Source organism: Candidatus Dedyshia acidiphila (assembly GCF_051025295.1).
Taxonomy (GTDB): domain Bacteria; phylum Acidobacteriota; class Terriglobia; order Terriglobales; family Acidobacteriaceae; genus KBS-83.
The window spans coordinates 30,978-49,889 of sequence record NZ_JBMGJV010000011.1; the positions used below are offsets into that span (position 1 = coordinate 30,978).

Consider the following 18,912-nt stretch of genomic DNA (forward strand, 5'->3'; position numbering starts at 1 on the left):
GCATGCGGCTGCTGTTCTGCGGCACTCCGGCGTTCGCTGTCCCCACCTTTCACGCTCTGCTGGCTGCGGGCCACACGATCGAGCTCGCGCTCTGTCAGCCAGATCGGCCTGTCGGCCGCGGGCTGGTCCTGACTGCGCCGCCGATCAAGCGGGCTGCGCTCGATGCGAGCATCGAGGTGCTGCAGCCGGAGAAGATCCGCAACAATCAGGAGCTGCGCGACCGGCTCACCGCGATGGTAATTGATGTCACTGTCGTGGTGGCGTATGGCCGCATCCTGCCACCCTGGATGCTCGAGCAGCCGCGCATGGGCAATGTGAACCTGCACGGTTCACTATTGCCGAAGTACCGCGGCGCAGCGCCCATTCAGTGGGCGATGGCGAACGGGGACTCTGTCACCGGCGTGACCACGATGCTGCTGAACGAGGGCATGGACACCGGCGACACGCTGTTGCGGCACGAAGTGCCGATCCGCGATACGGATACTGCGGAAGACCTTTTCGTTTCGCTCGCCGAGATCGGCGCACCACTCGTCGTTCAGACCTTGGCTGGACTCGAAGCGGGCACGATCACGCCCGAGAGGCAGGATCACAGCCTCGCATCGATGGCGCCGATGCTGAGCCGCGAAGATGGCAAGGTGGACCCGGCACGAAGCGCGCACTCCATCTACGACCGCTGGCGTGGATTTCAGCCGTGGCCCGGTGCGTGGACCACAGTGCGCGGTAAAAAGCTGACCCTGCAGCGCCTGGCGCTCGCGCCATCCGGAGCGACCGGCGAACCCGGTGTCCTGCGCGTCGACAGCGACCGACTGTACTTCACGGCTGGCGACGGTGGCGTGCTCGAAGTGCTCGAGGCGCAGATCGAGGGCAAGCGCCGCCTCCCGGCTGCAGACCTGCTGCACGGGCATGTTCTCGTTGACGGCGACCGTCTCGGCTCCTGATGGCCGCCCGCATCTCTCCTGCCCGACTGGCGGCTTATCGTGTGCTGCTCGCAGTGGCTCGGTCACGCAACCAGCACAGCGACGATCTTCTGCGTGCTCCCGCCATCGAGGCTCTCTCGCAGGCAGACCGCAACCTGACGACGGCGCTGGTGATGGGCGTGTTGCGCTGGCAGCTTGCGCTGGACAGCATCGCGGCGCAGTTCCTTACTCGGCGGTCACAGCTCGACGATGAGGTTGCGATTGCGCTGCGGCTCGGGATCTTCCAGTTGCTCGGTATGGAGCGCATCCCGGCTCATGCGGCTCTGTCGGAATCCGTCGAGCTGACCAAGGCAAGTGGCCACCAGCACGCGTCCGGCATGGTGAATGCTGTGCTGCGCCGCATCTCGGAAGCGGCGCAGCGTACGCCCCTGGTTCCGACGAAAGCGCACCCGGAATGGCTGCTCGAGCGCTGGCGCACACACTATGGCGACGAGGCAGTCGCAGCCATTGCGAACTATGACCAGCAGGCGCCGCCACTGTGTTTGCGCGTGACGGAGGCCGCCGGCGGGACCTTTCTGACGCGTGCGCTCGTGGTGAGCGAGGGCGTAGTGATTCCGGAGAACGCGCGTGCGCAGGATGAGGGCTCGCAGCTCGTGGCGGAGATTGCGGGTTCCGGAAAGCGCATCCTCGACTGCTGCGCAGCGCCGGGCAACAAGACAGCCATTCTGGCCGCGAATAATCCGAAAGCAGAGATCACGGCGTGCGACATCAGTGAGTCGCGACTGGCCGCGATGCGTCGCACTCTTGCTGCGAACCCGCCGACCGCACACGTGCATTGCATCCAGGCGGATGCGACGGCGCTGCCGTTTCGCGACGACTTCGATCTGATCCTGTGTGATGCCCCGTGCAGCGGCACCGGGACGCTCGCGCGGAATCCGGAGATCAAGCTCCGGCTCGACCCAGCGGATCTGTCGCGGCAACGGGAACGCCAGCTCGCGATCCTGCGCTCGGCGTATCGAGTGCTCGCGCCGGGTGGCAAACTGGTCTATTCGACGTGCTCACTGGAGCCGGAAGAAAACGGAACCGTCACGGCTGCATTTCTCGAATCAGAGCCGACCGCCTCGGCCGTCAATGTACGTACCAGGCTGGATGCAATGGAGCGCGAGGGCAGTCTGCATGCGCGTGGGCGAGAGCTGCTGATAAAGCACGCCGTGCGCGGTGACGTCCTGCAGACCGTACCCGGCATTCTGCCATGCGACGGCTTTTACGTCGCTCTGTTCACGCGTACCTGACCGCTACTGGGCGACGGTGAACTGCACCGTTCCACCCGTCTCGATACGCGACCCGGCGGAGGGCTGCTGTGCGATCACAGTGCCTGGCGTCACTGGCAGTGCGGGCGGTGCTGGCGCGTCACCGGGCTGTGCAATCTGCGAGACCGACGGAATTTCCGCAGCTCGATAGAGCGGCGGCGACAGCTTCATCCCCGCGCGGCTTACCGCCATGTTCGCGGTCCTGACCGGCTGATTGGTGAGGTCCGGCATGACGAAGCCACTCGATTCCGGCGGCACCGGCGCGCTGAGCAGCAGCGACACGCTGGGACGGTCGACGGCTGCCGAGCCAGCGTCCGGCGATTGTGCGATGACCAGCCCAGGCGATACCGCCGCATACGGTACTCGAGCGACCGTACCGATCTGGAGATTTGCGCGCCTCAAGGCAAGCGCGGCGGCGCGCTCCGGCTGCTGGCGCACGTCGGGGATGGCCACCTTCTGCGCGCCCAGACTCTGGCTCGCGCGCACCTGCCAGCCGGTCCGCACTACGGTGCCGGGCATGGGCGACTGCGTTACGATGCGCGACTCTTGAACAGCCGCGCTGTAGAAGTGGTCTTCGATGTTGAACTCGAGCCCTTCGCTCGCCGCCTTCTGCCGCGCCTCTGCCTCGCTCATCCCCCGCAGGTCCGGAACTTTGACTTCGGCTCCGTGGATGGCAAAGTGCATGGTGGTGAGCGCAGACACGAGGCCCACGGCGATCACCAGCAGCAGCACCAGCAGGAACTTCGCGATTCTCCGCATCATGCCGTGGCGTACTCGATCGTGTAGGTGATTGTGGCAGTCCTCTCGAGCATCGCCGAGACGGAGCAGTACTTCTCCTTCGAGAGGCGCACGGCATCCTCCATGCTCTTCTGGTTCACTGCGCCGGTCACGCGATACACCAACGAAATGGCGGTGAACACACTTGGAGAGGTCGGCGCCTTTTCTGCGGTCGCGCTGACCGTAAGCGCGGTGAACGGCTCGCGTTTCTTGCGGAGGATACCGATGACGTCCACGGACGTGCAGCCGCAGAGGCTCATCAGCACGCATTCCATCGGTGTCGGCGCTTCGGCATGATCTCCATCGAGCAGCAGTGTGTGCCCGCTACCGGATGTTGCTTTGTACACCTGCGCGTGCTGCCACTCGGCCTTCGCGATCATGGGTCTCCTGTCGTGACCGCCATTCGCGGCCCTCATGTCGATTGTCCGCCTGCGGCTCGGGATGCACCAGCATGCGGTAGACCTCCGGCCTGTCCAGCTTCAGCCGGTCTTCCAGCGCGGTGATCACATCGTGCACGCGATGCATCGGCAGATCATCGGGAAGCGTGCAATGGCAGGACACGTGGAGGCGGTCGCCCGTGCGCGAGACCACGACGTCGTGAATGTCCAAAATCTGCGGCAGCGTCTCTGCCACCCGGCGCAGGTCCTCCTCGATCTGCCGGTCGCGCTCCACAACGGCCCCCGCCTCGATCGTCGCAGGCGTGCTCTCGATGTGGGTGAGCACATCACTGACTTCGGGCGCGGCACGATACATCTGTGCTTCCAGCTCGCAGACGAAGCGATGCGCCTCGAGCAGTGGCAGAGACTCGTCCACTTCGACGTGCTGCTCTACCCTCAGCCCATTGCTCTCCTGCTGCACGCTCAAATCATGGAGTGTGACGTTGTTTCTTGCCGCAGTCCCGCGGATGCGGTCGAAGATGCTCTCCCCCTTCACCTGCCGCGGGACGGTGCGCACCATCACATCGCAGCCGGGCATCGCTGTCTTGACGGCAGCGGTGATCTGCTGCACGAGCGCCTCGATGTGCTCGGCCGTGTCAAAGCGCGGTACAGCAACGCTGAGCTCCGCGAAGGTCTTGTTTCCAGACAGGCGGACCCGCAACTGCTCGATGCCGACCACACCATCAACGCGATCCACCGCACGCACGATACGCTGCCGCGAGCCGGCCGGGGCAGCGTCCAGCAATTCGTCCGTTGTGCGGCGTGCCAGCCCCCAGGCGAAACGAAGAATGATCGCAGACACCGCAAGCGCCGCGAGTGGATCCGCGAAGTGCAGCCAGCCGATGTGAAAGCGTACGCCGGCGTACGAGGCTGCCAGCCCGAGCGCGACCGCGGTGCTTGACCAGATGTCGGAGGCAAAGTGCAGCGCATCTGCCTCAAGTGCGGGGGACCCCACCTCGTTCGCGACCTGGCGCAGTGCGCGCGAGCGGCTGAGATCAACCGCGATCGAAAGCGCGAGCACTGCAAAGGGCCACGGCGAGAAGCGCACCGCGACCGGCGCTACGAAGATGCGGAGGATGGCTTCGATGGTGATCCAAAGGCAGGACGCACCCATCAGAAACGTCTCTGTGAATGCGGAGAGCGTCTCTACTTTGGCGTGCCCGTACATGTGGTCTTCATCGGCAGGCTTTCCGGAGATGCGCACCGAGATCAGGGTGAGTGCGGCGCCCAGCAGGTCGAGCCCCGAATGCGCGGCATCGGACAGCATCCCGAGGCTGCCCGTGATCAGTCCAGCCACCAATTTGAGCGCGGTCATGCCGCATGCCATCAGCAGCGAAAGCAGCGCAGCGCTGCGTTTCCGCTTCGCCGTAGCGGCGTCCGCTTGAGCGTCATTCGCGTATAACTCGCGAGTGGTTGGCTGCGCCATGAACACAGCCTACACGCGGCTGCGCACAGGCAGCCACATCGGCTCTATCACTCTGGTCTGCGGGCGGTGTAGAGTCCGGCGATCCCGAATGTGTAGGGCGTCCAACGGACCTCGCGAAAGCCGACGCGCTCCAGCGTGCGCAGCATTTCCGGCGGAGCGGGGAAGCGCGCGACAGAAGAGGGAAGGTAGGCGTAGGCGCCGGCAGAGCCGGAGAGTAGCCGGCCGATGCGTGGGAGAATGCTGCGGAAGTAAAACGTGTACAGCTTGCCGAGAAAGCCGCCGGGCTCGCTGAAGTCGAGAATGCCAAGCGTTGCCCCGGGCGCGAGCACTCGGTAGAACTCGCGGAGTCCGGATTCGTAATTAGACAAATTGCGAAACCCGAAGGCAGTCGTCAGCAGGTCGAGCGAGCCATCGCGCAATGGCAACTGCAACGCGTCTCCCTCGACGGCGATCGCCTGTGCGGCGAACTTGCGCGCGCCGCGCAGCAACATCTGGTGCGAGAAGTCGATCGCCAGGATCGGTGTAGCGTCCACCTTGCGTTGCCGCAGCAGGGCGCGCGTCATATCTCCGGTGCCACAGCAGATATCCGCGATGCATGCCTCGGGCCGAGCCAGGATACTGCGAAATCGTCGCGCGGTGCGCCACCACCACAGCCGGTCGATCGAGCCCGAAAGCACGTGGTTCAGCAGGTCGTAGCGGGGCGCGATGTCATCGAACATCGCCTGAACCGCGGCCGCGGCATCCTGCTCACTGCGCGCGCCCTCGGGCCGGGCTCCGGGTGCGGCCATCAGCGGTCTAGCCGCAGCCCGCACGTGATGGCGCGGAGCAGTTCCTGATCGGTCACGTCCTTTGCAACGTAGGCGTGGCCGATGGCAGAGAGCAGCACATAGTGACGCACACCGGCGACGTGCTTCTTGTCGCCCGCCGAAGCATGCAGCAGGCGCCGCGCTGACAACTTCGGCAACGGCGGTAGCTCCAGCGCATCGATGGCGGCCAGGCAGCGGTCCGCATCGACATTCGGCAGACCCCTGCCGCGGCTGACTTCCACAGCCACTCGCATTCCCCAGCCCACCGCCTCGCCGTGTAGCAGCGTGCGGTATTTTGTCACTGCCTCGATAGCATGGCCAATGGTGTGGCCGAAGTTGAGCAGCATGCGGCGTCCGGACTCGCGCTCGTCCTGCTCGACGACGTGCGCCTTGATGCGAATCGATTCCGCGATCACATGATCGAGCGCATCCGCACGCTGCGTGAGCAGGTCCGTGCTGTGCTGCTCGATGTATTCGAAGAGCGTTCGATCGCAGATCAGGCCAGCCTTCAGGCTCTCGTAGAGCCCAGCGCGCAGCTCCGCCGGGGGCAGTGTGCGCAGCACCGCGGTGTCTGCCAGTACCAGGCGCGGATGGTGGAAGCTGCCGATGAGGTTTTTGCCGACGCTGAGGTTCACGCCCGTCTTGCCGCCGACGGATGAGTCGACCTGCGCCAGCAGCGTCGTCGGCACCTGCACGTACTCGATGCCGCGCATGTAGATCGCAGCGAGAAACCCGCCGAGGTCGCCAACCACGCCGCCCCCGAATGCGATCAGCACGGAACGGCGGTCGGCGCCGTAACGAGCCATCTGTTGGGCCAGCCGCTCCACCACCGCGAGCCGCTTGTGCTGCTCACCCGCTGGCAGGAGCAGCAGCGTGGGGTGCGCATCGGTTGTGAAGCCGCGAAGAAATGTGTCGGACCAGAGGGTCCAAATCTCGGGCGAGGTCAGGACAAAGGAGCGCCGCCGCTGACCATTTGCGAGTGCCTCGACATACTGTCCCAAATCGGCGAGCAAACCCGCGCCCAGGTGAACGGGATAGGTGCTCGACGAGACCTGGATCGGGAGAGTGCGCACTCGAGATTCATCGTACCGCAGGCACTTGCACGGTTCGATTTCAGCCCCGCGGCCGTGGTGTTAGCCTTCGCTCATGGGAACAAACCATATCCCGGCGCAGACCGACTTCCTGATAATCGGCGCCGGTATTGCGGGGCTTCGCGCCGCCATCACGCTCGCCGAAGTGGGCCGCGTTCTGGTGGTCACGAAGGAGGCGCTCGGCGAGTCCAACACGCAGTATGCGCAGGGCGGCATTGCGGTCGCCATCAATGGCGATGAGGACGTCTCGCTTCATCTTGAGGACACGCTTGCGGCCGGCGATGGGCTGGTGGATCGAGCGGCGGCGCGGGTGCTGGTGGAAGAGGGTCCGCTGCGCGTCGAGGAACTGCTGCGCTGGGACACGCGCTTCGATCGCTACACCACGGGTGAGCATGCGGGCGAACTGATGTTGACGCGCGAGGGCGCGCACAGCCGCAACCGCATCCTCCATGCGAATGGAGATGCGACCGGGCGCGAGATCGGTCGCGCCCTGCTGGCGCGCGCGCGCGTGCTGCCGCAAGTCACGATGTTGCCGTGGACGCTGCTGACCGAGTTGCTGGTGGCAGACGGCCGCGTGCTCGGCGCCCGGCTGCTCGATGCGCAAGGCACCGTGCAGACGGTGCGCGCCCGCGCGGTTCTGCTGGCCAGCGGCGGTGCCGGCCAGGTGTACAGCGACACCACGAATCCGGCGGTTGCAACGGGCGATGGTATCGCGGCTGCGCTTGCGGCCGGAGCGGCGCTGTCCGACATGGAGTTCTACCAGTTCCACCCCACCGCGCTCAGCCTGCCGGGCGTGCCGCGCTTTCTGCTGTCCGAGGCGCTGCGTGGCGAGGGCGCATGGCTCATTAACGCGCGCGGCGAACGCTTCATGAACCGCTATCACCCGCTGCTTGAGCTCGCACCGCGTGACGTGGTGGCCCGCGCCATCACGCGCGAAGGCTTCGGCGCCAATCCGGGCGAGACGCTGCCGGTGTACCTCGACATGCGCCACGTCACCGGCATGGATTTATATGAGCGCTTCCCCGGTATCTCCTCGTTTCTGGCGCAGCAGGGGCTCGACCTTGCGCGCGATCCGATCCCGGTACGACCAGCGGCTCACTACCTAATGGGCGGCGTCCGCACCGATGTAGAAACGCGCACCTCGCTGGCTGGCCTTTATGCCGCGGGCGAGGTGGCCTGCACAGGCGTGCATGGGGCAAATCGGCTGGCCAGCAATTCGCTGCTCGAAGGGCTGGTCTTCGGGGCGCGGGCAGCAGAGAGCATGCGCGAGATGCGCGAACCCCCATCGTCGAGGCTCGATGTACCGCTGATGGTAAGTGCGAGTTCAACGCCGCTGCCGCCGGTTGAGCCCGCGATCCGGCAGTTGCAACAACAGATGTGGCTGAATGCCGGACTGCTACGCGACGCGGCTCTGCTGAAGAGCATCGACCTGAGCCAGGCCTCCAGGTACGGGCATGCGCAGCCCACGGCAGACTGGGGTCGCCGCGAGTACGAGGCGCAGTCCCTCGCACGCGTGGCGCATGCGATTGTGGACTGTGCGCTGGCCCGGGAAGAGAGCCGTGGCGCGCACTACCGCAGCGACTTCCCCAAGCGCGATGATGACCGCTTCCTGGCGCACTCGCATCTCGAGGAAGGAACCGTGCGCTTCGGCCCCTTGGTTCCGGAGGCAGCCGCTCAGCCGCTACGCTGACTTGGGCGTGTGGTGACCAGGCAGCAGGGAAGCGGCCGCAAAGATCGCGACCGTGCCGACGATGATCACCAGCGACCAGATGGTCGGCACAGTGACCCAGCGCGCGACCAGCATCTTGACGCCGACAAACGCCAGCACCAGCGCCAGGCCATAGCGCAGCCGGTGCAGCCGCTGCATCAGGCCGCGCAGCACGAAGTAGAGCGAGCGCAGGCCTAGGATCGCGAAGATGTTTGACGTGTAGACCAGGAAGGTGTCGCGCGTGATGCTGAGCACGGCCGGCACCGAGTCGATCGCGAAGACAACGTCAGTCAGTTCGATCGCGATGATCGCGAGCGCGAATGGCGAGAGGGCAAACCTGCGACGCTCCAGCCACTTGCCGATGCCTGACGGGGTGCTGCGTCCCTTCTTCTCATGGAAGATCCGCCACGCAGCATACAGCAGCAGTACGCCGAAGATGGTCTGCACCCACTCGTAGCGGCTCAGGATCGCAACGCCGGCCACGATGAAGAGTCCACGCAACACGATCGCGCCGAGCACACCGTAGAGCAATGCGCGGTGTTGATCGCCTCCAGAGAGGCCGAAGCTGTCGAACAGCAGCAGGAAGACGAACAGGTTATCGATCGAGAGCGACGCTTCGAGCACATACCCGGACAGAAACTGAAGTGCGTGCTCCGTGCCTTGCGTGTGGCGAATGAACAGCGCGAATGCGACGGCCAGAACCGCCAGGATGATGGTCCATCCGAGCGCAACGCGCACGCGCGGGCCCTGAGGGCGGTGGCTGATCGCGTAGTCAACGCCGAGCAGCACGACGACGATGACGTGAAAGCCGATCCAGTAAGAGAGCGGGGCACCAGCCAGCATGAGGTGTTACCGAGTGTTGAGCAGGTGCAGGGTCTCGAGGAAGACCGCGCCTGAGATGGTCAGGCTTTTCGCGCTTATCTTGTCCAGCGTGTCCTCGGGCGTGTGGTGCCATCCGTCTGAGTGCGTCGCATCGCGCGGCCCATAGTCCACATCGATGACATCGGCAGACGGAACGCCGCGCTGCACAAATGGATTGAAGTCGTCGAGCTCGTCACCGGATGTTTTGAAGAAGTGGCTTGCATTGCCGGTCTTCTTCGCCGCTTCGTAGATCACGTCTTCGATGGCAGGCGTCGCGTTGGTGATGCGAGAGACATTGAGATCGCGGTCGCCGATCATGTCTGCCAGAACGAACGCCTTGATCTTCTTCAGCGTGCCGTCGTTCTGCCACTTCGCCGCTAGGTGCCGGCTGCCGTACAGGGAGTCGGAGCCGGTCCACTGCTCGCCCACGGACTCTTCTCCATCGAAGAAGACGAGCCAAACGCTGTAGCCGTCGAGCGTGCGGCCACGCAGATGATTGGCCACCTCAAGCAGCAGGCCGCTCGTTGCCGCGCCGTCGTTCGCACCTGCAAAGGATGTGGTGCGCAGCCAATAGTTGGTCTCGTAGTGCGTTGCCAGCACGATCACGCCATCTCTTTTCCCGGGAAAGCGCACGATGAAGTTGGTCATCTGCTGCGGCCCGGCGGGCGTGCTCGCGACGAAGCTGTCGGCCTCAAGCTGGTCATGCGCGAACTGCTTGCGCAGGAAGTTCTGTGCGCACAGCAGGCCTGCGCTGCCGTTGAAGCGCGGGCCGCACGTCAGCATCTGTCGTGCGTAGTCGTAGGCTCGTTGCCCGCTGAACGCGGTCGCCGGCTGTGCGGACAGCAGCCCAGGCGACAGTAGCAGCAAAAGCAGCAGCAGACGCGTGAGCATCAGGCGCTTGCCTCCTGCTTCTTCCGATCGCGGCGCGCCGGGTGGACCAGGTACGCCACGCCGATGCCAACCAGGTAAAGCAGCAGCATGGGCATGGCGAACACGCATACCTGGAAGGGGTCCGGCGTGGGCGCAATGGCTGCGGCAATGATCACGATGATCAGGATGGCATAGCGCAGGTTCTTCCACAGCCAGCGCGGGCTGACGATGCCGAACAGGGCGAGAAAGAAGATCAGGATGGGCAGCTCAAAGCTCGCGCCGAGGCCGAGTACGACCGTGGTGAACAGGTCAGCGTACTCGCTGATCGTCACCATCGGCTGGAACTGCTTGCCGTAGCCGAGCAGAAAGTCCAGTGCGCCGGGATAGACGTAGTGGTAGCCGAACCACGCGCCAGCCAGGAACAGGCCGACCGTCGCCGACATGAACGGAAGCACGTAACGCTTCTCGTTGCGATAAAGCCCAGGCGAGATGAACAGCCAGATCTGGAACAGGATGAATGGCGACGCGAAGATGGCGCCGCCGATAAAGCTCAGCTTCAGGTAGAAATTGAACGGCTCAATTGGGTTGAGGTAGACGAGCTGCGGATTCAGGTGATGCCGCGCCAGCGCGACGGTGATCGGTCGCTGCATCAGGTCGGCAATCTTGTCGTGGAAGTAGTACGCAATGAAGAAGCCGACCACGAGATAAAGCGCCGAGTGGATCAGCCTGCGGCGCAATTCCTCAAGATGCTCGATCAGGCTCATGCCTGGCAGCTCGGCGCGTTCGGAGACAGCGGTGCGGGCGCGGTCGATCAGGTCGTCATCAGCCATGGTGCGTGGGAACGGGGCGACTCGCAGCCCCCTCCTCTCGCTCCGTTCCGCCTGTGTCGCTTTGGGTCGCAGCCTGTTCGGCTGCAGCGGCCTGCATGGCTGCCTGCGCGTTCGCCTCGAGCTCTTCCATCGGTCCGGTTGAAGCAGCGGTCAGGGCTGCGTCGACCTCAGCGCCGCGATACGGAGGGCGGCTGCTGACCGGGGCACCGGTGGACGGGGGCAGGATGCTCGGGCCGGCGTCTGTTGCCGTCTCGGCCGGAGCCGCGCTTATGGTGCTGTCTGAGGAGATGGCGACGGGAGTGGCCGGTTGCGGCGTGGCTGCCGTCTGCAGCTGCTTCTGCCGTTCTGCCTGCTCGGCCACCCGCAACTCCTCTTCAATCTGGAACTTGAAGTCGTTCGAGGCCTTGCGGAATTCGTAGAGCAGCTTGCCGACCTGCCGGCTGATCTCGGGCAGCCGCTTGGGGCCGAAGACGATCAGCGCGAGCACGACGATCAGCAGCGTGTCGCCCACGCCAAAGGTCGCCAGCCGCAGGGTGGGCTGGGACGCGGGAACCAGGTGAATGAACAGGATGGCGGACAGCGGCATTCGTCTCAACTATACCCGTCCGTTCGCTCGGCGTGACAGCCGCCCCGGAGCATCCCTGTGTGTCCGGTGCGGTGTCGCCCTGCTCCGGCCGGCACGTGCCTGCTAAGTGACGGAAGGCACAGGGCGGACCGGCCTGTTCTGTATTACACTCTGGTGAAAAGAGGCGCACGTCCAGCACGCAAGAATGACGCGGGTTTTGCGTCAAACCCTGCCGGATGCGCATCTGCTGTAACGAGGTTGCAACATCCCCGCTGGTTGGGCGAGGCCCCGGTCTCGCAGCGAATCGGCTGCAACCCGAACGTGCTTTCAACATCCCCGTTCGGCGCCCTCACCGGGCGGCTGGACTGAAGGCGGAACAAAGATGGACCTGCTGCTGGAAGAGACTACTGCGGACGTGCGTGCGGGCGAAGCCTGCTCTCTTGAGAGTTACCTCACGCTACCCGACAACACCATGGATGCCCGCATTGCGGCCGCACGCGCGGCGCTCGGGAGCACCACCGTGCTGCTCGGCCACCACTACCAGCGCGATGAGGTGATCCGCTTCGCCGACTACACCGGCGATTCCTACCGGCTGTCGAAGATCGCGGCCGAGACGGACGCCCGCTACGTCGTCTTCTGCGGCGTGCACTTCATGGCGGAGAGCGCCGATGTTCTCGGCAAGGCTGGCCAGCAGGTGATCCTGCCCGACCTGAACGCAGGCTGCTCCATGGCCGATATGGCCGAGATCAGCCAGGTGGAGGACTGCTGGGAGTCTCTGGGCCGTGCGGGTCTGGGCGAGGATACCGTCCTGCCGGTGACCTACATGAACTCGACCGCCGCCATCAAAGCCTTCTGCGGCGAGCGTGGGGGCCTGGTCTGCACCTCCTCGAACGCGAAGCTCGCCTTTGAATGGGCCTTTGCGCGGCGCGAGAAGATCCTGTTTCTGCCCGACCAGCACCTGGGTCGCAACACGGCCTTCGCCATGGGCATTCCGCTAAACGAAATGGTGGTCTGGGACCCCTGGCAGATCGGCGGCGGCATCTCCCCCGAACGGCTGCGCGCTGCACGGGTGATTCTCTGGAAGGGTCACTGTTCGGTGCATCAGCGCTTTCTGCCCAGCCACGTAGACACAATGCGCGCCAAGTACGAAGGCATTCAGGTGATCGTGCATCCGGAGTGCCGCTGGGAAGTGTGCCAGAAGGCAGATGCCCTGGGCTCGACCGAACGGATCATCGAGCTCGTCGACCGGGCGCCGGCCGGCAGTATTTTTGCGATCGGGACGGAGATCCATCTTGTCAACCGCCTGGCCCGTGAGTACGCGCCACAGGGCAAGCTGGTGATGACGCTCGATGCGACTGGCTGCCTGTGCACCACCATGTACCGCATTTCGCCCCAGCACCTTGCATGGGCGCTTGAAAACCTGGTCGAGGGTCGGGTAGTGAACCGCATTCAGGTGGATGAAGATGTGAAACACTGGGCCCGGGTGGCGCTGGACCGCATGCTGGAGATTGCGCCGGCGAAAGCAGCAGCGCCCGCCGCATCTCCTGAAGCCCTCACCGCATGAAGACATTCACCCTTGAAGAGGCAAACGCACTGCTTCCGGTCGTCGAGTCACTACTCGACCGCGCCATGGAGGCGAAAGAGGCTGCAGAGCGGCTGGAGGGTGAACTCCAGTCGCTGCGCCAGCGCATCTTCATCGCTGGCGGCATGACTGTCGACGTTGCCGGGGTGGCGCGCAATCGCACCGAGGCTGAGTCGCACCTGCAGCGGGCCAAAGATGCGCTGGGTGAGATCGACTCCGTCGGCGTGCAGGTTAAGGACCTCGAGTCCGGGCTGCTCGACTTCCCGTGTCGCGTCGATGGGGAACTGGTGCTGCTCTGCTGGCGGCGGGGCGAGAGCCGCATCGAGTACTGGCACACCCTTGAGTCCGGCTTCCGCGGACGCCAGCCGCTCGATGAGCGCTTTGGCCGTGGCTGGCGCGAACGACCAAACTGAACCGGGAACCCTCGTCTACCCAGCTTTCGGCATTGACAGCGCACGACGGGTATTTTCCAATCGAGACATGCACGTTGCACACAACGCGGGGCAGACCGAGAGCCATAGGGCGCTCGACTTCCGGGAGCTCTGCGCCGTGCACGGCATTGCGGTCACTCACCAGCGCCAAGTGCTATTTGAGGTCATGCAGACCATCCCGGGGCACCCCAGCCCGGAAGAGGTCTACGAGCGTGTGCAGCAGCGCATTCCCTCGATTTCGCTGGCCACCGTGTACAAAAACCTTCATCTGTTCATCGCCAGCGGCCTCTTCCGCGAGGTCAGCCTGCACCACGGCTCTCTCCGGGTGGAGATGAACGATCGTCCGCACCACCACATGGTGTGCACGCGCTGTAAGGCGATCTTCGACCTGGATGACGAGCAGCTCGGCCAGTTGATGCCTGCACAGCCGCTGCCTCATGGTTTCGTCGCGGAGCGCTACTCGGTCGACGTACTGGGCCGCTGCGCCGACTGCCGCGACGCCGAATAGTCTTTTCTCTCGCTCTCTCCGAACGCTCTCTCTTGTCGCGACGTCCATCTCCTGCGCGTTTAGGATGGTGGCCATGTTGAAGACCCTGGCTCGGGCTGGTACCGCGATTTCGGCCGCTTTGCTGACGGCAGTGACTCTCGCCGGCTGCGGCGATTTCTTCACCAAGACAACGACCGGCGGTGGTGGCGGAGGCGGTGGCACCACCGCCAGCTACGTTTACGTAGGCACCCAGGCGGGCGTGCTGGCCAGCTTCGCCCTGTCCACCAGCGGCGCGTTCACGCAGATCGCCAACTCACCGACGACGCTGTCCACCTCGGCGATCAATGCGCTCGTCGTCACGCCCGGCAATTCCTATCTCTACGCCGCGGTGGCTGGTGCCGGCATCTTCGGCCTGGGCATCAACAGCAGCAGCGGCTTTCCCACCCTGGTGAAGACCTCCGCCCTGACCACAGATGTCGTGCCGGTAGCGTTGGCCATCGATCCCAGCGGGAAGTACCTGCTCGCTGCCGGACTGGGCGGTGGTGGTCCCGCCGTGGGCATTTACGCCATCAACTCCGACGGCACGCTCAGCACCCTCCAGGGCTCGCCCATCGCGATCACGCTGCCCAGCGGGAGCAATGCCGCCGACGTCAGCATCCAGAACATTGCAGTCGCCCCGGATAGCTCCTTCGTCTTCGTCTCGATGGGCAAGCTGGGGGTGGCACCGCTGCCGTTCAACACCAGCGGCGGCCTGTCGCAGAACACCAGCGTAATTACAGCAAAGGCAACCAGCGGTGTCGGCAATCAGGACCTTGGGCTGGCTGTCGACCCGAAGAGCAAATTCCTCTACGTGGGCGAGACCAACCAGGGCATCCGGGCCTTCTCGATCGCCACCAATTTCCCGGAGATCAGCGGTTCCCCGTTCGCGGCCGGCGGGCAGCCGCGCTTCCTGCTGCTCGACGGAACCGGTGCCAATATTTATGCCGCCAACCAGGCAGACGGCACGATCAGCGCTTCCTCGGTGGCCGCCTCGGGTGCTCTGACCGCGATCGCTGGTTCCCCATTCAGCTCGGTTGGCGCGCAGCCCTATGCGCTGGCGCTTGACCAGACCAAGAAGTACCTGCTCGGGATTAATCTGGGCGGCAATCCAAGCGTGCAGGCCTATGGGTTCAGCACTGCGACTGCGGGGGCGCTCACCGCCGGCTCGACGATCGGCGGACTGGCTGCCGCGGGTGCTGTTGCGACCACGCACTAGAAAGCAAGCACCTAAAGAGCAAGAAGAAAAGGCTCACCCGGTCCTCTCGGGTGAGCCTTTTCTCTTGTAACGACCGCAGTTCCGACTACTTGATGTTGCCGTTCATTGCCTTGGGGAAGAAGACGCCGCCTGTGCTCTTGCCGCCGTAGACGATGCTGAGCACCTCTGCCGTATTCCGCGAGAAGGTGATCCCATTGTTGTCCGCATCGACGATGGTGGCAGCGCCGGTGGAGTCGTTGCCGACACCCACGTCATCGGTCTGCGTCGCTCCGCCTGCCTTGGACAGGGAGGCACGGGCTGCCGCGATCTTCTGCGACGCGTCCTGCGCCGCCGCACCCGCTGCGTAGATCCGTGTGCGGATGCTGCCTGCGTGGTAGGCCTCGACCGCCAGAATGCCGGCTGCCGCCTGAAGCAGCGCGGGGCTGCTCAGCAGGCCCGCCGCGCCGTTGTAGGCCGTCACGCCGACATCTTCGAAGATAAACGCGCCGAGCAGGAAGCTCGTCTCGTCAGCGAAGGGGTCAAACGTGGCGCCGAGCCCGGCTGCCATGGCCAGCGTGTTGAAGCTGGTGTAGAGGTCGATGTCCGGCATGGCCACGGATACCGCGCCCGCGCCCTTAATGCCGGCCTGCAGGAACGCGACGTGGTTGCGCTCGTCCTTGGCAGTTTCGGTGGCGTAGTCCTTCAGGATGGGCGTGGTGAAGGGAACCGGGGCGATCGGAGCGTTCGTGCCTGCCTTGGTGACGACTGTGCCACCCTTGGTCATGCCGTCGCTCGAGTCGATGGACAGCCCGATGCTGGAGTCGTTGATCAGCACGCCGGCCGTGGCCAGGGTGTAGAACTGCGCCTCCAGGAATTCGAGGTTGAGTGCGAAGTTGAGCACATCCGCGTCACTGGTCGCGGCATAGGCTGACTTGGTGGTGAGCACACTGCCCAGAGCGATACCGGCCAGGGCCGCGCCGCCCATCAGGAGTGTTTTGCGGCGATCCCGCCGCTCTGCCCGCCGCTCCAGCGTTTCGATTACTGCATTCTCGATGGTTTCGTTCATCTCTGTCTCCTACTTCGCTGAGGCGGTGATCTTGCCGTTCAGGCCGTTGGGGAAGAAGCCTCCCTTGGTGGCACCCTTGCCGCTTGCGTCCAGGTACACGATGTCCAGTACCTGATCGGTGGTGCGGTGGAAGGCGAGCGAGTTCGAATCCGCCGGCACGATGGTGGTGCTGCTGGGCGCGACCTCGGCCGTGATGCCGCCGCCAGCAGAGCTGGCCGCTCCGCGCAGACCGGAGATCGCCACCGCTGCCTTCAGATAGTCGGGGTTGCTGTTGTAGACCAGCAGCGTGCGGATCTCAGCAGCGTGGTACGCCTCGGTTGCGTGAATGGCTGCCGCAGCGCCCAGGATGGTCTTGTTCGAGATCAAGGTGACAGCGCCGTTGTAAGCGGTAACGCCTACGTCCTCAAACGTGAAGGCGCCAACCAGGAACGCGTTCTCATCGGTGAAGGGGCTGAACGTCGCACCCAGCCCTGCAGCCATGGCGGCTGCATTGAAGGAGGCCGTCAGGTCGATGGCTGGCTTGTCGACCGGGGTGCCACCGAACTGCTTGATGGCGGCGCGCAGGTAGCGAACATGCTGCTGCTCGTCGTCGGCGATCTCCATCGCATAGGCCTTGATGGCCGGGGTCGCGAAGGTGACCTGAGCACCACCCGTGGTCGCGCCCGGGCTGCTGCCTGTGTCCGCGGCGGCCAGACCGTTCCCGGTGACTGCGCGTAGATAGAACTCAGCCTCGAGGTATTCCAGGTTGAGGGCAAAGTTGAGAATGTCGACGTCAGTGACGGCCGTAGACGTGGGAGAGCCCACGTTGTTGACCGACGACTTATCACTGCAGCCGATGACTGCCGCTGAACCGGCGGTGATGCCTAATCCTGCAAGGAACTGCCGGCGCGAGTGAGAACGGCGAGCCAGCAAATCCTGGATGATGTCGCTCATAGGTGCGGATGCCTCCTGTTGACGAGAACGTCTTCGTCCTCGCGCTTGGATTCATTTCTTGGAAATGGAGGAGACCGAGAGTGTTGATGTCATCAACTCTGTGGGGCTTCGGGCAGGACTAGCGGATTTTCGCGAACACCGCTCCGAAGAGGTGACGTATCCGGCTGTCCCACCTTTCGGCACTCCACACGCTGGCCAGCGGACTGTATACCAGAGGAAGAACGGACACGTGGTGCAATCAGGATTCACGCAAACAGCCCGGCAGGCGCAGGCCGGCACAGACACTTCCCCGGTCGTGGAACCGGGAGCCATGCCATGGTGGGCAGCAGCCAGCCTGGCGCTCGCTCTTGTGCTGCCTGCCGGCTGCCATCGGACCAGTGCCAGCAGCCGGGCAGAGGTCGTCTTCGTCGTCAGCAAACAGACCTGGCTGCGCGACCGCATCGCGCCCGTCTCCAGCAAGGTTGCCCAGGTCAGTAATGGCGACAAGCTTACGGTGCTGGCCCGTGACCGGCGCTTCCTGAATGTCCGCACCGCCGACGGCAAGACGGGCTGGCTCGAGGAGCACGCCGTTGTCGATCGGCCCACGGCCGACCAGTTCGAAGCGCTGACCAGCCAGCATAGGGAGGATCCCGTCGTCGCCACCGGCGTGCTGCGCGACGAGGTGTTCCTGCACCTGACGCCGGGTCGGGATACGGAGCGCTTCAACCTCCTGCCGGAGGGTGACAAGCTGCAGTTGCTGGAGCGTGCGAGCATTGAAAAGCTGACGCCTGAGGGTGCGTTTCGGCAGCAGCAGCAGAAAGCGGCCGAGCTGCGCACCGAGGCTGCCGCCCAGCGTCTGCAGTACCTCATCGAGAAGGGTAAGGGCCCCACGCCGCAGGGCAAGATCGAGATGGGAAAGTCCGCCGCCCCGCCTCCGCCGCCGGATAGCGCGTTTGTGCCCGCGCCGGTCGCTGTCGATCCAAATGCGCCTCCGCCACAGTATGAGGATTGGTGGCTGGTGCGTGATAGCAAGGGGCTGGTGGGCTGGCTGCTGGCGCGTCGCCTCGACGTGGATGTGCCGGACGAAGTGGTGCGCTATGCCGAGGGCAAAAAGATCGTTGGCGCGTACCTGCTTGGCAAGATTCCCGACGACGAGTCGCCGTTCCCGGATCACCAGGCGCCTGAGTACGTCATGGTGCTGAATCCGTTCCTGGATGGGCTGCCCTACGACTACAGCCGGGTGCGCCTGCTGGTCTGGAATGCACGCAAGCATCGCTACGAAGGCGGCCTGCGGCTGGACAACCTCGTCGGTTACCTGCCGGTGACGGTGAAGCATGAGGATCTGGACCATAAAGGAGTCGCGGTCCCGACGTTCGACTTCCGACTGGGCGCAGCGGGGGGCGAGCCCTCGCTCGATCCCAAGACGGGGCACCCGGTCCCCGTGCCCACGGTCACGATCAAGTACCGGCTCGATGGGGAGACGGTGCGGCGTGTTGCCGATAGCGGCGAGTCATTCCCGAAGCTCGCATCGAGCGCTTCGAGTGTCGAAGAGAAGCGCAAGGCGGAGCGTGCCGCCCGCCACCACCACCGCTAAGTCAGAGG

19 protein-coding genes are annotated in these 18,912 nt (G+C 64.6%); 8 read left to right on the forward strand and 11 right to left on the reverse strand.

The features are described from left to right. Positions 1–2: 2 nt before the first annotated feature. Both fmt and AC5IJH_RS06630 read left to right on the forward strand, forming a co-directional pair. A complete protein-coding gene (gene fmt, locus AC5IJH_RS06625; protein ID WP_491902020.1) occupies positions 3–938 on the forward strand; it encodes a methionyl-tRNA formyltransferase in 936 nt (311 codons plus the stop codon). Beyond that, positions 938–2,209 carry a transcription antitermination factor NusB gene (locus AC5IJH_RS06630; protein ID WP_491902021.1) on the forward strand — a complete coding sequence of 424 codons (1,272 nt, stop codon included), beginning with the start codon at positions 938–940 and terminating at the stop codon, positions 2,207–2,209. Before fmt ends, AC5IJH_RS06630 begins: the two co-directional genes overlap by 1 nt. 3 nt (positions 2,210–2,212) lie before the next feature. Here the strand turns inward: AC5IJH_RS06630 and AC5IJH_RS06635 are convergent, their stop codons facing one another. The 5 genes from AC5IJH_RS06635 to aroB are packed head-to-tail and all read right to left on the reverse strand — an operon-like array spanning position 2,213 to position 6,746. Beyond that, positions 2,213–2,989, reverse strand: coding sequence for a PASTA domain-containing protein (locus AC5IJH_RS06635; protein ID WP_491902022.1), 777 nt, complete (start codon positions 2,987–2,989; stop codon positions 2,213–2,215). Further along, positions 2,986–3,384 carry an OsmC family protein gene (locus tag AC5IJH_RS06640; RefSeq protein WP_491902023.1) on the reverse strand — a complete coding sequence of 133 codons (399 nt, stop codon included), beginning with the start codon at positions 3,382–3,384 and terminating at the stop codon, positions 2,986–2,988. Before AC5IJH_RS06640 ends, AC5IJH_RS06635 begins: the two co-directional genes overlap by 4 nt. After that, positions 3,329–4,867: a cation diffusion facilitator family transporter gene (locus AC5IJH_RS06645; RefSeq protein ID WP_491902024.1), complete on the reverse strand. Its 1,539-nt coding sequence runs from the start codon at positions 4,865–4,867 to the stop codon at positions 3,329–3,331. Before AC5IJH_RS06645 ends, AC5IJH_RS06640 begins: the two co-directional genes overlap by 56 nt. A 47-nt stretch (positions 4,868–4,914) precedes the next feature. Next, entirely contained in the window at positions 4,915–5,655 is a 741-nt protein-coding gene (locus AC5IJH_RS06650; protein ID WP_491902025.1) for a ubiquinone/menaquinone biosynthesis methyltransferase, read from the reverse strand. Next, on the reverse strand, positions 5,655–6,746 hold the full coding sequence (gene aroB / locus AC5IJH_RS06655) for a 3-dehydroquinate synthase (protein WP_491902026.1): 1,092 nt from the start codon (positions 6,744–6,746) through the stop codon (positions 5,655–5,657). The genes AC5IJH_RS06650 and aroB overlap by 1 nt, the downstream gene beginning before the upstream one ends. A gap of 73 nt (positions 6,747–6,819) precedes the next feature. On the opposite strand from aroB, the gene nadB reads away from it, so the two are divergent. Beyond that, the gene (gene nadB / locus AC5IJH_RS06660) at positions 6,820–8,454 is read left to right on the forward strand and encodes an L-aspartate oxidase (protein ID WP_491902027.1); all 1,635 of its coding nucleotides are present in this window, start codon (positions 6,820–6,822) and stop codon (positions 8,452–8,454) included. On the opposite strand, the gene AC5IJH_RS06665 is transcribed toward nadB, so the two are convergent. Genes AC5IJH_RS06665 through AC5IJH_RS06680 form a run of 4 tightly spaced genes read right to left on the reverse strand, consistent with a single transcriptional unit; the run spans position 8,446 to position 11,619 of the window. After that, entirely contained in the window at positions 8,446–9,315 is an 870-nt protein-coding gene (locus AC5IJH_RS06665) for a TerC family protein (RefSeq protein WP_491902028.1), read from the reverse strand. The two genes, nadB and AC5IJH_RS06665, sit on opposite strands and share 9 nt — an antisense overlap. Positions 9,316–9,321: 6 nt before the next feature. Continuing rightward, positions 9,322–10,224 (reverse strand): M28 family peptidase, encoded by a 903-nt coding sequence (locus tag AC5IJH_RS06670; RefSeq protein WP_491902029.1) that lies wholly within the window; start codon positions 10,222–10,224, stop codon positions 9,322–9,324. After that, positions 10,224–11,033 (reverse strand): twin-arginine translocase subunit TatC, encoded by an 810-nt coding sequence (gene tatC / locus AC5IJH_RS06675; RefSeq protein ID WP_491902030.1) that lies wholly within the window; start codon positions 11,031–11,033, stop codon positions 10,224–10,226. Before tatC ends, AC5IJH_RS06670 begins: the two co-directional genes overlap by 1 nt. Beyond that, complete coding sequence (locus AC5IJH_RS06680) at positions 11,026–11,619, reverse strand: Sec-independent protein translocase subunit TatA/TatB (protein ID WP_491902031.1); 594 nt, start codon at positions 11,617–11,619, stop codon at positions 11,026–11,028. The genes tatC and AC5IJH_RS06680 overlap by 8 nt, the downstream gene beginning before the upstream one ends. A gap of 361 nt (positions 11,620–11,980) precedes the next feature. Here AC5IJH_RS06680 and nadA point away from each other — a divergent pair, with 361 nt between their 5' ends. From nadA to AC5IJH_RS06700, 4 genes are all read left to right on the forward strand, one after another. After that, on the forward strand, positions 11,981–13,162 hold the full coding sequence (gene nadA, locus AC5IJH_RS06685) for a quinolinate synthase NadA (RefSeq protein WP_491902032.1): 1,182 nt from the start codon (positions 11,981–11,983) through the stop codon (positions 13,160–13,162). Next, a complete protein-coding gene (locus AC5IJH_RS06690; RefSeq protein WP_491902033.1) occupies positions 13,159–13,593 on the forward strand; it encodes a DUF2203 domain-containing protein in 435 nt (144 codons plus the stop codon). Before nadA ends, AC5IJH_RS06690 begins: the two co-directional genes overlap by 4 nt. A 67-nt stretch (positions 13,594–13,660) precedes the next feature. Next, positions 13,661–14,119: a Fur family transcriptional regulator gene (locus AC5IJH_RS06695; protein ID WP_491902034.1), complete on the forward strand. Its 459-nt coding sequence runs from the start codon at positions 13,661–13,663 to the stop codon at positions 14,117–14,119. Positions 14,120–14,192: 73 nt separating this feature from the next. Further along, complete coding sequence (locus AC5IJH_RS06700; protein ID WP_491902035.1) at positions 14,193–15,353, forward strand: beta-propeller fold lactonase family protein; 1,161 nt, start codon at positions 14,193–14,195, stop codon at positions 15,351–15,353. A gap of 85 nt (positions 15,354–15,438) precedes the next feature. Here the strand turns inward: AC5IJH_RS06700 and AC5IJH_RS06705 are convergent, their stop codons facing one another. Beyond that, on the reverse strand, positions 15,439–16,398 hold the full coding sequence (locus AC5IJH_RS06705; protein ID WP_491902036.1) for a ferritin-like domain-containing protein: 960 nt from the start codon (positions 16,396–16,398) through the stop codon (positions 15,439–15,441). Positions 16,399–16,407: 9 nt separating this feature from the next. Beyond that, positions 16,408–17,331 carry a ferritin-like domain-containing protein gene (locus AC5IJH_RS06710; protein ID WP_491902037.1) on the reverse strand — a complete coding sequence of 308 codons (924 nt, stop codon included), beginning with the start codon at positions 17,329–17,331 and terminating at the stop codon, positions 16,408–16,410. Positions 17,332–17,641: 310 nt separating this feature from the next. Between AC5IJH_RS06710 and AC5IJH_RS06715 the strand changes: the two genes are divergently transcribed. Next, positions 17,642–18,904 carry an SH3 domain-containing protein gene (locus tag AC5IJH_RS06715; protein WP_491902038.1) on the forward strand — a complete coding sequence of 421 codons (1,263 nt, stop codon included), beginning with the start codon at positions 17,642–17,644 and terminating at the stop codon, positions 18,902–18,904. Positions 18,905–18,912: the final 8 nt, after the last annotated feature.